Origin of the sequence: Segetibacter sp., from assembly GCF_025963695.1 — a bacterium.
GTDB lineage: Bacteria > Bacteroidota > Bacteroidia > Chitinophagales > Chitinophagaceae > Segetibacter.
The window spans coordinates 58,510-73,865 of sequence record NZ_JAOQAH010000097.1; the positions used below are offsets into that span (position 1 = coordinate 58,510).

Below are 15,356 nucleotides of genomic sequence, written 5' to 3' on the forward strand. Positions count from 1 at the left end.
TGCTAAAGGATTGCACCTTCATTATTCACACCAAAGAGTCTGTACTGTTATTAATTTTTTTGGTAGCGGGCGGTAAAATAGTACCATGCTTTTGTTGCGTCGCACACTTCGACCGCAACAAAAACCGCAACACAGCAAATTGTATGTTGACAGCAAACATTTTAGGTGGCGAAACTATTTTTAAAGAGCCCCCGGTTGCCGTTGAAAGTTTGTTCGTTGTAGCAGCGACTAAGAACGGGCAGCCAAAAGAGATGCTGCTAATTAAGAAGTAGCCATTTGTTCCAAATCCTTTTATCCGGCAAATCCGTTTAAATCCATGTCATCCGTGTTCAAACCATACCCCCAAATCCGCCATCGGTGTTCCATCGTCACTGCCGTTTGCTGTCATAATGGTCTTTGCGCTGGTCATCTTCATCATCCATTTCGGGGCCTTTTATAATCTTTCGCCAGTCAATATCCCGGTTATAACGCTTCATCGCATTGGTGGGATCAAATACTTTTTTAGAAGGCATGACTAAATTATATGGAGTATAATCAGGCTTACCTGTAAAAAAGTCTTGCAAGCCTGAAGCAGTAGCATCATACTGATTTACGTAAGGAACATTTAAAATATTATAAATAGTTTTTAAAATGGAGCCAAAGTTCGAGTGAGTATGCGATGTATAACCCCGCTTTACATAAGGACCTGCCATCATAAGGATACTTCTATGGGCATCTATGTGATCTACTCCCCCTTGCGGATCATCTTCGGTAATAATTACCAGCATATTTTTCCAGTAAGGTGTGCGGGAAAGAAAATGTAAAATTCTGCCAACTGCCAGGTCGTTATCGGCCACAAAAGAATGACGATAAGGATATCCATCTGCAGGTCTCGGACTGGCAGTATGATCGTTAGGAACCTGCATGGTTACCAATTGAGGCATTTTACTTTTGCCTGTTAACCACATCTTTTTAAAGTTCCTTTCAAACTGTTCCATCCTGAACTGGTCGGGAATATTTGTATTATAACCGGCATAATCGTGGCTGGTCCTGCTCCACAGCGCTTTTTGCATCGGAACCATTACCGCATGTGCTGCGCCCGTGGCGGTGTCCGTCCATTCTTCACGTACATGAGCTGTTTCATTCGCTTCACCAAAATTGTAAAAAGATACTTTCTTTCTATCCAAAGCTTCCCACAAACCACCTCTTTCTGCATAATCTTCCGGGTCGATACTGCCTGTAGATCCGGGAAATCTTCTGCCTGAAGCTTTTGAAAATATTTTCGCCCTTTTATCTACGCTTGAATTGGTTTCTACCCATTCATTCGGTATTACGCCCATCATCCAGTGGTGCCCATGAATGGAGGCATCGCTATCACAGTAAAAATTGTCTGCAAAAGCAAACTCACTTGCTACTTTTAAATGATTTGGAGAGACATCGACGTTCTTTAGGTCTCCGCTTGTATCACTAATATTTACACGCACGCCAAAACGGGCCAAACTCGAATCGCCTTTACCCGTGTTTAATTGACCCATCACTTCATCATATGTCCTGTTTTCCTTAGTAATGTAAACGATGTGCTTAATCGGGCTGCTTCTTAATCCGGGTAACAGAGGAACCGGATTTTTCATGTCATCCCTTGCCGCTGTTTCAATAAAAGTATTATCGATGCATTGCTTGGTATATGCACTTAGCTGCTTTACATCGGGAACTGGTATTTTATGAAAAGTACCGAGTTGAATATCTCCAATATAAGTTCCCTGTTCAGGTTCTACGAAACCTTTACCCCCATTTGGACCGGCTCCATAACCTCGACAAGTAATCACGTACAATTCCTTCTCATCGTTACTTAGTTGCACCCGTGCCGGCCCCCATCCCGTCGGAATTAACCCTCTCGTAATTTTCTTTTCAACATCAATAACTGCAACCGCATTAAATCCTAATAGCGCTACGTACAACGTTTTTTCATCTTTGCTCAAACATATTCCAAAAGGTAACAAGCCCCGGTAACGATCAATCAAAGGATCTACCTTAATCGGAATATGACCAATGATTCTATGGTTGCGATAATCAATAACCGAAATATTATCATTGGTTGCGTTGCTTACATAAGCATACCTGCTGCCGACAACTATCGAATTGGGGCTTGCGCCGCCCACCACTTCTGCACCTTCCACCATTTGGCCTACCTGGTGGCCCGGCTTAAATTTATCAATCACTTTGTTAGTTACTAAATCAATTGTATACACACTCATTGCTTCAGGAGCTAATGGACTTCCGACACCAGGCACTTTCCTTCCCTTATATTCATAGCCTTCGATTGCCTCTTTAGTATTATCGCCATAAGGATGAAATGGCAAGGACAGGCTGTCTTTATTTTTCGGAGTAAGCCCAGTTAATAAAGGATAATCATAAACACCCACGTTGGCTACAAACGCTGTTTTATAATCAGGGCTAATTGCGAGTCCAAAAGGTTGACGGCCGGTTTTTATAGATGCGGTTATTTTTTTTGTATGAATATCAATACGAACCAGTCTGAAATTGCCTCTGTCGAGCACCAATAGTTCATGATTGATATTGTTCAGCAAGAGATCAGAGGTAAAGCTGTCGCCATACTCAACCCCTTCTATACTCCCATTTAATGAAATGGAATCAACTCGCCTGAATTTTTCTACGTCATATATAAGTACCGATCCGTTATCGCCACCACTTAAATAAACAGTTTTAGAATCGGGCGAAAATGCAACTCCTAAAAAAGACCCGTTAGAAAAAGGTGACGCAATAGTTTTATCATATGAAGGCACCCGTATTTTATTTAACGTGCTGTTATTGATTATTGTAAATACACCATTATGCAGCGTGATCGTTTTTGTTCCGTCAGGAGAAATGGCCATACCAAAAGGATCGTGAGTTATCTGAATAGTTTGACCAGCGGGAGTAACAAGTCTGCCGCTTGGTAAAACGGTTTTTCCATTTTTATTAATGTTTGTGTACGCATCCTTGCCGGGCACAGTTAAAATCTTCAGGAGCCTTTGGGCAGGAGTTTGAAATGCAAGTGAGATTAGAAAGATCAGAAAGAAACCTTTTGCGGCAGTATTCATAAGTTTTACAAAAGAAGTATTTAATTGGAAAAAGAAGCCATTCTTACAAACATTTCCAGAAGTAGTGCTTCTTCTCAAAAATTTGCAAGGCTGCAAGGCCGGCTTTTTTACATAATGACAACGTCCGGTAAAAGTATCTCAACGCAACGTATTATTAGTCGTCATAGTAAAGAGAGAAAACTTCGAATTGTACATTTTGTCTTTCCCCGTTTAAATGCTATTTTTCATATATCCATAAAACGGGATTATGCAACAGTCGGTAAGTTGTAAAGGAAATCAGAATATGACTAACCAGATTAATCTCAAAACCACCAGTCTAAAACAATTTTCGCAAACTTTTACCTTCACACTTTCCGTAATGGCACAAATGTTTCAGATGGAAAAAAACCAAATAAAAATAACAGATCAAATTTATTGATAAGTCAGACCGTTAGATAGAAGATTAATTATCATGAGTAAAAACAAATTCATTCCAAGAGATATTAGCTGGTTAAGTTTTAATGCACGAGTGCTGCAAGAGGCAAATGACCCAAGTGTTCCATTAAAAGCAAGGATCCGTTTCCTTGGCATTTTTTCAAATAATCTCGATGAGTTTTTTAGGGTACGGGTAGCTACTTTAAAACGGATGACGCAGATCGGAAAGAAGAATATGCACCTTGAAGAGGATCCTCAGAAGATTTTGGATGATATTCAAATGACCGTTTTGCAACAGCAGAATGAATTTAACCGAATTTGGGAGGATATACTGGTTGAACTTGAACATGAGAAAATCTACCTTCTAAACGAAAAACAATTAAATGAGGAGCAGAGCAAATTTGTAAGAAAATATTTTGAAGAAGAAGTAAGAAGTAACGTAATACCGCTGTTGGTAGAAAGCATTCCGCAATTTCCTTACCTGCGGGAAAAATCAATTTACCTGGCGGTAATCATGAGAAAGGTAAATAGTGCCTATGAACAAAAGTACGCGCTGATAGAAATACCAACCCGGACTTTAGGACGATTTGTTTTACTGCCTGCCACAAATGGAGAGCAAAATATTATTCTACTTGAAGACGTTATTCGCTTTAACCTGCCTTCCATATTTTCTTACTTCGGATTCGATCATTTTGAGTCACATATTTTTAAAGTAACCAAAGACGCAGAAATTGATATAGATAGCGACATTTCAACATCGCTTATCCAAAAAATAGAAAAAGGCATAAAAAATCGCCGCAAAGGAAAAACGGTGCGTTTTGTATATGACAAAGAAATGGATGCCGGTTTGTTGGAATACCTGATCAGGAAATTAAACCTTTCAAGAAAAGACAATATCATTCCCGGCGCTCGTATTCACAACTTTAAGCACTTTATGGATTTTCCTGATGTATTTAATTCAGAAAATCATCGCAGGGGTTCTTTCATGCATCCTGACCTTTCTCACTCGCTTCGGGTTACAGACGTAATACTTGAAAAAGATGTACTGCTTAATTTTCCATATCATTCTTTCAATTCAGTTATTGATCTGTTAAGGGAGGCCGCAATAGATCCCTATGTAACTGTTATAAAAATAACTTTATATCGCCTTGCCCCTAATTCTAAAATTATAAATGCATTGATAAATGCGGTGCGTAATGGAAAAGAAGTTGTTGTAATGCTTGAATTAAGAGCACGTTTCGATGAAGAAGCAAACCTTATCTGGAAAGAAAAACTGGAAGAAGAAGGCGTAAAAGTATTGATTGGAGTAGACAATATGAAGGTGCATGCAAAAATTTGCATGATCAGGAAACGGGTGGCAGACCAGGTTATTCAGTACGGATTTGTAAGTACCGGCAATTTAAACGAATCAACGGCAAAGGTGTATGGCGACCATTGCTTGCTTACAAGCAACCGGAATGTTATGACCGATATTAACCGGATTTTTAATTTTCTCGAAAATCCCAAATCAAGCTTCGAATCTTTAAAGCTCTGCCAAACATTATTAGTTTGCCCCACTAGCATGCGGCATGAGTTAACGCAATTAATAAATAAGGAGATTAAGAATGCAAAAGCAAAAAAAGATGCTTGTATTACTTTAAAATTGAACTCGCTGAGTGATGCGGACCTAATAGAAAAGCTGTACGAGGCAGCGCAGGCAGGTGTGGTAGTAAAAATGGTAGTAAGAGGGATCTTTTGCGCCGTTGTTGAAAATTCAAAATTTAAAAAACCAATCAGTGCCATCAGTATTGTTGACGAATATCTTGAGCATGCCCGCGTCCTGATTTTTCACAATGATGGCAAAGAAAAAGTTTTTATCTCTTCAGCCGACTGGATGGTAAGAAACCTTGACCATCGTATAGAGGCTGCTATTCAGGTCACAAATAAAGATATCGTTACCGAATTGAAAGACATTATAAACATCCAGTTACAAGACAATATAAAAGCCCGGTTGCTCGATCGCGAACTTTCTAACAATTATGTCGAAAAAGATGAACATCATAAGGTAAGGTCGCAAATCGAAATCTTCAATTACCTGCAGCAAAAGACGCTTCATATTCAAGACACCATTCCAGAACCGCATGCCGCAACTACCTTAATTTAAAGATTTTTTCATGATAGGTTTTATGGCAAACATCAAAAAAGCTATCGCCAATAACGATAGCTTTTTTGATGTTTTGCCAAATATTACAAGCTATACTTCGTCCATCCCTTCCACCAGCTATCACCAGGCCCACAAGCGCCTTTGTAATTAACCTCCGTTAACCCTGAAAGTTTTCCGCTGGTATAAACTGCACCTGCTCTAGCTACAGAATTCGCTGTCGGATTAAAATCAGGTGACGTGTAATTAAACGGAGCTGTTAGTCCAGCTTCTTCATTATTAGTTAAGACGGTGTTTGAATAGGCTCCAGTATTAAACCAGGCAAAAACAGAAGCTGTAGTAGCACCAGTTGCGGCTGTTGAGCTTGCGGCATAAACAAGCGGTTGAGGGCAACCAGCAACAATGTTGTTTTGCATCAGCAAAGAAGGTGTTGCAGATGTAATATTCAGGTCAGTAGGTACTCCCTTAGATGCGTCAATTACAATACCTTGAGGCCACCCTGCAATAATTGAATTGAAAATTGAAAGGGAAGAGTTTCTGCGAATTTGTGCGCCTGCCAAATACAAACTATTACCCGTTGTTGTAGACGTAGCCCTCGGCCCTAGCACTGTCATGTTACTAAATACTGCTGCTGTTTGTGGAAGCAATGCACTTCCGTTTGCATCATTGTCGCTTTCAAACGCCTCGCTTTTCGATATATCTGCAATAGCCGGATCTCTTAAAGCAATACCAAACTGCACCTTACCTGCAAAACCGTTATCAGTATCAAAATCATCATCTAACGTGCGGAAAGAAATAAGGTGTTTACAATTTACAGTTCCTCCAAACCACTCAAAAGAATCATCGTTTGCATAAGAAACCTGTACATAGTCAACAACAGTTTGGTTGCCTACTCCTCCAAGAGTTAAACCGTTAATTTCTTTATCAGGCAAAAATGCATAGCCCGCATATTCAATTCTTACATACCTTAAAATACCGCTATTATCAGCAGGGTTTTGTTGTTGTGTGGTGGGTGTACCGTAAAGACCTAAACCATCACTGTTATTAATTCCACCTTCAATTTCCCCTACGCCCTGCACGCCGTTAAATGATGCGTTTGTAGGTGCATTCCCCAAAATCACCAATCCTGCCCAGTCTCCACGTTGTGGTGTAGCTGCTTCTGATGTAAAAATAATTGGTTTATCAGCAGTACCATCCGCTATTATCTTCGAGCTTCTTGTTACAATCAGTCCACCGTTTTTACCCGTTTCGCCTACTATTTTAGTGCCTGGCTCAATGGTTAAGACTGCCCCGTTTGTTACATATACAAGGCCCCGAAGCTTATAAGTGTACTGTGCCTTTAAGGTTCTGCTTGCTGTAACTCTACCCTCAAGAATAACATTCTCGTTGGTATTACTGCTCCCATTCGAATCTGTTATAACCGTTGTCGGTCCGTCAACCTCTATTTTACGACAGCTGCTTATTGCAACGCCTGCTGCGATAAAAAGAATGAACAACTTTTTCATGTGTTTATTTTACTTTAAGTTTTTTTTTGATAATTATTTTTTGGTATCCGGCTTTTGAACACCCATTAAACTTTTGTTGCGTCGCACACTTGTACTGTAATGCTTTTCCCTTCTCCCTTTAAGGATTGTCATTTAGTTAAGCATTGGCAGGCGTCATTGCGAGGAGGAACAACGAAGCAATCTGCCTGTAGAAAACAAAAGACCTTTCTATGTAGGCGAGCACATTGCTTTGTTCCTCGCAATGCCGGCCTACTTCTTTCTTTCTACATACCGTAACCAAACAACAGGGCCCTTTAGCGCCCGCGCTTCTACCGTATATTATAGGCAAATGAAAAGCTAACGTTTGTACCAAACTTTCTCCTGATGGCTAAAGCATCCCGGCCTTTATCGTACTTACTGTTTTGGTTCAGGTCTACATAGTAGTTGGTTGCCCGGTTCAAAATGTCAGAAGTGTTCAGCTTTAATTCGCCTTTATTCTTCATTATTTTCTTTGCTATCTGAAAATCAATTAAAGGACGTGAGGCTTCCCAAATGGGTGGAGTGTTATCGCCACCAACATATAATATTCTGTCACCAATCTGATTATATAGAAGTGTAGTATTCAATCCCAGTTTTTCAATATCATATTGAAGTGAAGCATTAAATACATAAGGACTTTGACCTTGCATCGGCCGCCTTATTTGTGCAGTCTGGCTTTCTACCCTGTTGTATATGTAAGAAAGATTGGTTTGAAAAGTGAAGTTGCGCAGGGCCTCAGTGAAGTCAAGTTTTTTTCTAAGCTCTAGTTCTGCGCCAAAGCCATTTGCTTTATCAGCATTAAGGAAGTTATAAGAACTACCCCCGCCCGCAACAGCGTTAAAATAAGATTCAATAGGATTTTTAAAATACTTATAAAACAGACCCACCGTAAAAAGTTCGCCTGCTCTTGGATATAGTTCATATCGCAAATCGGCGTTGGTCACTTTTGTACGAACCAGGTTTCTATATCCTGCAACCGTTGCACCCAACTCAAAATCATAAAACTGAAAATCACTTAGTTCCCTAAACTCGGGACGGATAACAGTTTGTGAACCTGACAAACGAATATTAGCGCTATTGGTTACTTTGTAAGTAAGGTTAAAGCCTGGAAGAAAATCTGTTGTACGGGTATGTAAATGCCTTGGATCACTTTGTTTTAAACTGCCAATTACCTGGTCATAATCCTCTACTCTCACACCCCAGGTTACTCTTAGTTTATCAGTAACCTGGTTATCAAACTGAAGAAAGCCTGCATTAAGAATGGTGTTGGCTATATACCTAAACCTGTCTCCTGCCAGTTCGTTAAATGAAAACTTATCATCTGCTCCATTTCCAAAGTTTTCTGGGTTAAAAATTTTATGCTCGGGCAGGGTTTGTAAAGCAAGGTTCTCTCCATTAGGAATATAGATGGCGAAAGGCCTTGAATCAAACAACCTGTCTTTTATTTGGAAGAAGTAACCTGCTTTGATAGTTTGATTTAGATCGAACAATTTAAAAGAAGTAGCCACGTCGGCACCTGTGTTATAAATGTAATCGTTCAAAAATCCATAATAACGGCTTCCTGACTTCTGCGATGTCTTTGATGTTGCTATTAATGCAATGTATGCTGCGTCGGGTGTTTCCGGATCCTGGTTGTATTGCAAACGGCGCTGGTCCGGAATGTATTGATCTAAAATGTTGAAGCTTCCATACCAGTGCAATTTGGATTGCAAGCGTGGAAAATTGTGGTCGCCAGATAATTGCGTATTAAAAAATGTATTTGATTTAAGCGCTAACTCTGTTGCCTTAATATTCTGGCCCAGTGAAGAATTGAATTCAAAGTCTTTACCTGTTCTATGAGTTACATAATCGGTTGCATTTATATTGACCAGGTTTTTGAACGATATCTTATGATTGCCTCCGAGTTGAAGGGTAACATTTCCAAGCGCTCCCCACAAAACATCGCGGCTATACTTATTGTTATTGTAGTCGAAATTTACACTGGGAAGATTGTTTTGGAAAGAGTAGAGCGTATTGTGAAACTCGGTTCTCTTATTTTGCTGATTATAAGTAAGTGCAAATATTGTCCCTAATTTATTGTTGGCAGACAGTCTCTTATTAAAACCACCACTCACTTGGAATGATTTATTTAGAACAGGTATCATGTTGGTTGCGTTCTTTTCTGCAGACCAAATGTTTTCAAATTGCTTTCCGAAGGCGTTCTGTTCAACTTTCGTTGATCCGGCATCACTGAATTTAGATTTGGTTGGTAAGCCTGTGGGCAAACCTCTTGTGCCATCATCAACGCCTAACCAATCCAGCTTTCCTCCACGGTAAGTATAAAAGTCTTTACCTATTGTTTGCGTGTTGAAACCTGTACCTATTTGAACATTCAGAAAATTGGTTGAAGGAACATCTTTAGTATTTACCTGCACCAAACCACCAGCCCATTCGCCGCTTAATTCGGGAATAAAAGATTTATTGATAATCATATTATCAATCATTGCTGCAGGAAAAATATCAAATGAAAAAGTCTTTCTGTCAGGCTCGGTACTGCTTAATAAGACCCCGTTCAACATTGCCTGGTTATAGCGGTCACTTAAACCTCTTACAACAAGATATTTACCTTCCTGTATAGAGGTTCCCGGAATTCTCTTAAGTATTTCTCCTGTGTTTTTGTCTGGCGATCTTCTGATGGCCTCTGCAGAAATCACCTGCGCAACAGCACTGGTGTTCTTTTGGTAAGCGATTAATGCGTTTACCGATTCTCTTCTTGCTCCGGAAGATTTTACTACGACATTTTCAAGCTTTTTACTTGCCTCTTCCAGAATTATGTTTAGCTCTTCAGTTTTACCTGCCACTACAATTATATCTGCAACCATCTTTTCCTTATACCCTACAGCCGATACCTGAATGGCTAAAAGTTTGGAAGCTGGAACAGATAGTACAAAATTGCCTTCTACGTCTGTAGATGTTCCGGTTGACAAACCTTGTACAGTAACAGACACCCCGGAAAGAGGCTCGTTTTTTATGTTACTTATTTTACCATTGATCTTAGCCGTGGTCTGAGCACAGACTGAGTAAGAGATGAGTGTGAGTGCAGTTGTAAAAAAGAAAATATAAGTTTTCAAGGTAGTTACTTTGGTTGCAGCAAAAGTATCAGGGCTATGTTATGGTACTATTACCCCAATATTAATTCGCTGTTACCTAAATGTTACCATAGTATTAACAGAAGAGGTATTTCTGTTTGTTTTTAAAAAAGACTTCAGGTTTAAAAAGGTACTGTTAGCACGGTTTTGTTGATGCTCGTTATGCTACTTTGCCAGGGCGAATTTTAGATGAGAGTTTAAAAGCTGCTACAAGACCAAATTGTACAAGTGAGTGACACAACGATGTTGAAAGAAGTTATAAAGCCGGTAACAAACAGCACTTGAAAAATACTATACTCATAAGACTATAAATCTTACTCAATATTATCTTATTATTAAGTAATCGTTAAGCGTTGTAGATAGATGCCTTAACTCTATTTTTGCTTAAATTTTTATGTATGGGATTAAATTCTATCGGTAAACTGTTCATGCCAAAAAATACCATCTTCTACAATTTGTTTGAAGAGGTTGCTGTAACTGTTCGTACCATGGGTGGAGTATTAAAGCAACTGGTTAATGAACCTGACTTTGATAAAAGGGCTTCCCTCTCGAGCAAGCTGGAAGACCTGGAACACTTAAATGATGATCATACTCACAAATTGTTTACTGAATTGGGCCGCAATTTCATTACTCCTTTTGACAGAGAAGACATTCATACTCTTGCCTCTGCCTTAGATGATATTGCAGACTATATTTATTCTTCGGCGAAAAAGATCATCTTTTATAGGGTTAATCCAAATGATCCAGGCATTCAAAAAATGGTTGAGTTGATTGAACAAGGTACGATACACGTGCAAAGCGCGGTTGTAGAGTTGCGCAATATGAAAAACCTTAGAAAAATAACTGAAGCGTTGGTAAGGGTTAATGATATTGAGAACCAGGCTGACGACATTTTTGACTTGAGCATTGAGAAGCTTTTTAACCAGGAAAACGATTTTAAAGAGGTTATTAAAAGAAGAGAAATATACCAGGTGTTAGAACTTGCTACAGATAAGTGTGAGGATGCTGCGAATGTAATTGAGTCTATTATCGTTAAATATGCTTAATTAGTTCTTACCCTCACATCAAAATTTTTGTATGATTTCTTTACTGGTTATTATAATCATTTTCGCTTTTATTTTCGACTTTATTAACGGGTTTCACGACGCGGCAAACAGTATCGCCACTATTGTTTCTACAAAGGTTCTTACGCCTTTCCAGGCTGTTTTGTGGGCGGCGTTTTTTAACTTCTCTGCATTTTTTATTTCAAAATATATTATTGGCGGGTTTGGTATTGCAGACACAATAGCCAAAAGTGTAAGCATACAAAAAGGGGATCCATTGGCATTGTATGTAATTCTTGCGGGGCTTTTATCTGCTATTATCTGGAACCTTATAACATGGTGGTTCGGTATTCCCTCCAGTTCATCTCATGCATTGATAGGTGGTCTTATTGGTGGTGCTGTTGCGCATTACCATACTTTCAGTGTCGTAAACGCCAGCAAAGTTTTACCTACCATTTTTTTTATTGTAGCTGCTCCGTTAATAGGTATGATCATGGCTTTTTTTATTACAGTTTTGATAGTGCAACTGTGCAAAAGATCGAACCCTTACAAGGCGGAGCGATGGTTTAAGCGTTTGCAATTGGTATCGTCTGCTGCTTTTAGCATAGGGCACGGCGGCAATGATGCACAAAAAGTGATGGGACTTATTGGTGTTGCAATGGTTGCGAGCAACTATATCCCCGACTTGAAAAGTATTCCTGACTGGGTACCGCTTAGTTGCTTTGTATTTATCGGTTTAGGAACCATGAGTGGTGGCTGGAAAATTGTAAAAACCATGGGTACCCGCATTACAAAAGTTACTCCCCTCGAAGGTGTTGCGGCAGAGACTGCAGGCGCAGTTACCCTTTTTTTAACCGAGCATCTAAAAATACCTGTTAGCACTACGCATACAATTACTGGTTCCATTATTGGCGTTGGAGCAACTAAACGCCTTTCGGCCGTACGCTGGGGTGTAACCGTAAGCCTTTTATGGGCTTGGATTCTTACGATACCAATCAGTGGTACTATTGCAGCCCTCATCTTCTATCTTATCAAAGCATTTCTATAATAAAAATCACACATGCAGAATCAGTATTTACACTTATTTTGCATGTGTAAATACTGTTAATACATATTTTATGAAAAAAATCCTGGTTACAGGTGGCTGCGGTTATATTGGTTCGCATACAATTGTTGACCTTATAGAAAATGGATTTGACGTAATATCTATAGATGACCAGTCGCGAAGCACCCGTTATCTTTTAGATGGAATAGAAAAGATAACCGGCAAAAAAGTAAAAAATTATAAAGTAGATCTGAAGGACTACAACGACACGAGGGCAGTGTTCCAGGAAAATGAAGACATTTCTGGAATTATTCACTTTGCTGCTTATAAGGCTGTGGGAGAGTCAGTGGAAGAGCCGTTGATGTATTATGAAAATAATTTGTTTTCGTTAATTAACCTGTTGAAGTGCGTAGATGAATTTCGTGTTCCTCACTTCGTTTTTTCTTCTTCGTGTACAGTATATGGCAGCCCTGATACAATTCCCGTAACTGAGGAATCTCCTATTAAAAAAGCGGAATCTCCTTATGGTTCTACCAAGCAAATGGGTGAAGAGATTATAACAAACGTGGTAAAAGCAACGGATACAAAAGCAATTTTACTTAGATATTTCAATCCTGTTGGTGCTCACCCTTCTATTTTAATTGGCGAACTTCCCATCGGGAAACCCGCCAACCTTGTTCCTGCTATTACTCAGGCAGCAATTGGAAAAATTCCTCAACTAACAGTTTTCGGAACTGACTATCCAACCCGCGACGGCAGTAACATTCGTGATTATATTCATGTTTCGGATATTGCACATGCCCATACCTTAGCTATTCAACACCTGGTTGGTGATAAATACAAAACTAATTGTGACATCTTCAACCTGGGTACAGGCAACGGAGTAACAGTTTTAGAAGCAATTAAAGCTTTTGAAGAAGTGAGCGGACAAAAATTGAATTATACAGTCGGCCCTCGTCGTCCTGGCGACGTGGTTGCCATTTATGCAAATAACAATTACGCCCGTACTACTTTAGGTTGGGAGATAAAATATGATCTAAATGAAATGATGCGCACCGCATGGGCATGGGAGGTAAAAGTGAAGCAGGACGAAGAGATTATAAAAACCCAGAAGTTTCAGTATAATTAGTAACTGAAAACAATCTTTTTAAAAATGCACGATGTAATAATATTCGTGCATTTTTAGTTTAAAGCTTACCCTGTGTTCAAACGATTTTCTAATTATTTCTGTTTGCCGTACTAATACCAGTAAGCAAATACTCTCGGTACAGCTTACCAGTAACTATTACCTGGTAACTGAGCACAGCTTTCTTGTTATTTTCTATTTACTTTGTTGCATATGGATATCAATAATGTAAAGGATCCGCTGAGGTTTAGATGGAGACAGCTACTAAATTACTTTTTCCAGGGATTAATCATTTTAGCACCTATCACTATAACCGCCTGGGCCGTAGTCTCCCTTTTCATGTATATTGATAATATCCTTCCAAACTTTATTCACTCTATTTTCCCTGTTTTTTATAAGCCTGATGAAAACGGAGATATTGAAAAAATACCTGGAGTTGGTTTCCTGGTTATTACAGTAATTATTATTCTTGTAGGTTACGTTTCTACCTCTTACATAGTCGGTAAGATAGTCGACTTTTTTGGCCATCTTTTAGAAAGAACTCCAGGTATTAAATTCATTTATACTGCAGTGAAAGATTTTCTGGAGGCGTTTGCAGGTGAAAAAAGAAAGTTTGATAAACCGGTGTTGGTAAGTGTTGACGCCCCTGACGTGTGGAGAGTAGGATTCATGACACAAGAAAGTGGCGCAAAACTAAGTTTAGCAGATCATGTGGTTGTGTACGTGCCTCACTCGTATGCTGTAAGTGGTATTGTATATATTGTTCCGATTGAAAAAGTGAAATTATTGCACGATGTATCTTCTACAGAAGCAATGAAGTTTGCTTTAAGCGGTGGTGTGGCAGAGTTGACTCATTAAAACCCTTTAATGAAAAGAGTCTTGTTTTTTAGTGCGTGTTGCTTGCTGACAATCAAAAGCTTTTGCTGGGGTTTTTATGCCCATCAGCGCATTAATTACTTTTCTGTCTTTCTACTTCCGCCAGAAATGCTGGTTTTCTACAAGCCCAATATTCAGTTTCTAAGCGACCATGCTGTCGATCCTGATAAACGCAGGTATGCATTAGCATCAGAGGCGCCGCGACATTACATTGATATTGATCGTTACGGCGAATTTCCCTTTGAGGAACTGCCGACGAGATACGACAGCGCAATAAAAAAATTTTCGGAAGATACAGTTGTTGCAAATGGCATAGCACCCTGGTGGATACAAACTATGCAAGCAAGACTCACCAACGCCTTCAAAGAAAAAAGTGCTGCTAAAATATTAAAGCTATCGGCAGAAATAGGCCACTATGTAGCAGATGCACATGTGCCGTTGCATGCTAATTCAAATCATGATGGGCAATTGACAGGCCAAAAGGGAATTCATGCATTTTGGGAAAGCCGGATACCGGAATTATTAGCAGAAAAGGAATTTGACTTTATGATAGGAAAAGCCCACTACATTTCAAATATTTCAAAATTCATTTGGACACGGGTTTTAGAGAGTGCAGCAGAAGCTGATAGCGTACTACAAAACGAAGCAGCGTTAACCAAAAAACTTTCAACAGACAGGAAATTTGCGTTTGAAGAAAGAAACGGAAAAATAGTAAGGCAATATTCGTCTCATTTCACCGTAGCGTTTAATGACGAGCTAAAAGGAATGGTGGAGCGAAGAATGCAAATGGCCATAGCTTCGACTGCCAGTTTCTGGTATACTGCCTGGATAGATGCGGGCCAGCCGGATTTGAAACATTTGCAACCTCTTGCTTTTTCAGAGGAAGATCTTAAGGAATTTGAAGTACTAAATGCTGCGTGGAAAAATAGTTCGTTAAAAGGAAGACCTCATGAATAACTACGAACAGCACCTGCCAAACCA

The 15,356-nt window shown here is 39.4% G+C and carries 10 protein-coding genes; 7 read left to right on the forward strand and 3 right to left on the reverse strand.

The annotated features are described in order from the left end of the window. Positions 1-143: 143 nt before the first annotated feature. Entirely contained in the window at positions 144-272 is a 129-nt protein-coding gene (locus JWR87_RS17350) for a hypothetical protein (protein ID WP_297822521.1), read from the forward strand. Positions 273-368: 96 nt separating this feature from the next. On the opposite strand, the gene JWR87_RS17355 is transcribed toward JWR87_RS17350, so the two are convergent. Continuing rightward, positions 369-3,080: a bifunctional YncE family protein/alkaline phosphatase family protein gene (locus tag JWR87_RS17355; RefSeq protein ID WP_297822523.1), complete on the reverse strand. Its 2,712-nt coding sequence runs from the start codon at positions 3,078-3,080 to the stop codon at positions 369-371. Positions 3,081-3,531: 451 nt separating this feature from the next. Between JWR87_RS17355 and ppk1 the strand changes: the two genes are divergently transcribed. Then, entirely contained in the window at positions 3,532-5,637 is a 2,106-nt protein-coding gene (gene ppk1, locus JWR87_RS17360) for a polyphosphate kinase 1 (protein WP_297822525.1), read from the forward strand. An 83-nt stretch (positions 5,638-5,720) separates the two neighbouring features. On the opposite strand, the gene JWR87_RS17365 is transcribed toward ppk1, so the two are convergent. Beyond that, positions 5,721-7,139 carry a hypothetical protein gene (locus tag JWR87_RS17365; protein ID WP_297822527.1) on the reverse strand — a complete coding sequence of 473 codons (1,419 nt, stop codon included), beginning with the start codon at positions 7,137-7,139 and terminating at the stop codon, positions 5,721-5,723. 308 nt (positions 7,140-7,447) lie between these two features. Next, positions 7,448-10,267, reverse strand: a complete 2,820-nt coding sequence (locus JWR87_RS17370; RefSeq protein ID WP_297822529.1) for a TonB-dependent receptor — start codon at positions 10,265-10,267, stop codon at positions 7,448-7,450. A gap of 416 nt (positions 10,268-10,683) precedes the next feature. Between JWR87_RS17370 and JWR87_RS17375 the strand changes: the two genes are divergently transcribed. From JWR87_RS17375 to JWR87_RS17395, 5 genes are all read left to right on the forward strand, one after another. Further along, positions 10,684-11,331, forward strand: coding sequence for a DUF47 family protein (locus JWR87_RS17375; RefSeq protein ID WP_147204716.1), 648 nt, complete (start codon positions 10,684-10,686; stop codon positions 11,329-11,331). 31 nt (positions 11,332-11,362) lie between these two features. After that, entirely contained in the window at positions 11,363-12,376 is a 1,014-nt protein-coding gene (locus tag JWR87_RS17380) for an inorganic phosphate transporter (protein WP_297822534.1), read from the forward strand. A 70-nt stretch (positions 12,377-12,446) separates the two neighbouring features. Further along, on the forward strand, positions 12,447-13,502 hold the full coding sequence (galE, locus tag JWR87_RS17385) for a UDP-glucose 4-epimerase GalE (RefSeq protein WP_297822535.1): 1,056 nt from the start codon (positions 12,447-12,449) through the stop codon (positions 13,500-13,502). Between the two features lie 210 nt (positions 13,503-13,712). Next, complete coding sequence (locus JWR87_RS17390; RefSeq protein WP_297822536.1) at positions 13,713-14,357, forward strand: DUF502 domain-containing protein; 645 nt, start codon at positions 13,713-13,715, stop codon at positions 14,355-14,357. Between the two features lie 9 nt (positions 14,358-14,366). After that, a complete protein-coding gene (locus tag JWR87_RS17395) occupies positions 14,367-15,332 on the forward strand; it encodes a zinc dependent phospholipase C family protein (RefSeq protein ID WP_297822538.1) in 966 nt (321 codons plus the stop codon). Positions 15,333-15,356: the final 24 nt, after the last annotated feature.

Bases quoted from the DNA above. Each gene is read 5' to 3' on its own strand.
- JWR87_RS17350 (WP_297822521.1), top strand. From the start codon at position 144: ATGTTGACAGCAAACATTTTAGGTGGCGAAACTATTTTTAAAGAGCCC.
- JWR87_RS17355 (WP_297822523.1), bottom strand. From the start codon at position 3,080: ATGAATACTGCCGCAAAAGGTTTCTTTCTGATCTTTCTAATCTCACTT.
- ppk1 (WP_297822525.1), top strand. From the start codon at position 3,532: ATGAGTAAAAACAAATTCATTCCAAGAGATATTAGCTGGTTAAGTTTT.
- JWR87_RS17365 (WP_297822527.1), bottom strand. From the start codon at position 7,139: ATGAAAAAGTTGTTCATTCTTTTTATCGCAGCAGGCGTTGCAATAAGC.
- JWR87_RS17375 (WP_147204716.1), top strand. From the start codon at position 10,684: ATGGGATTAAATTCTATCGGTAAACTGTTCATGCCAAAAAATACCATC.
- JWR87_RS17380 (WP_297822534.1), top strand. From the start codon at position 11,363: ATGATTTCTTTACTGGTTATTATAATCATTTTCGCTTTTATTTTCGAC.
- galE (WP_297822535.1), top strand. From the start codon at position 12,447: ATGAAAAAAATCCTGGTTACAGGTGGCTGCGGTTATATTGGTTCGCAT.
- JWR87_RS17390 (WP_297822536.1), top strand. From the start codon at position 13,713: ATGGATATCAATAATGTAAAGGATCCGCTGAGGTTTAGATGGAGACAG.
- JWR87_RS17395 (WP_297822538.1), top strand. From the start codon at position 14,367: ATGAAAAGAGTCTTGTTTTTTAGTGCGTGTTGCTTGCTGACAATCAAA.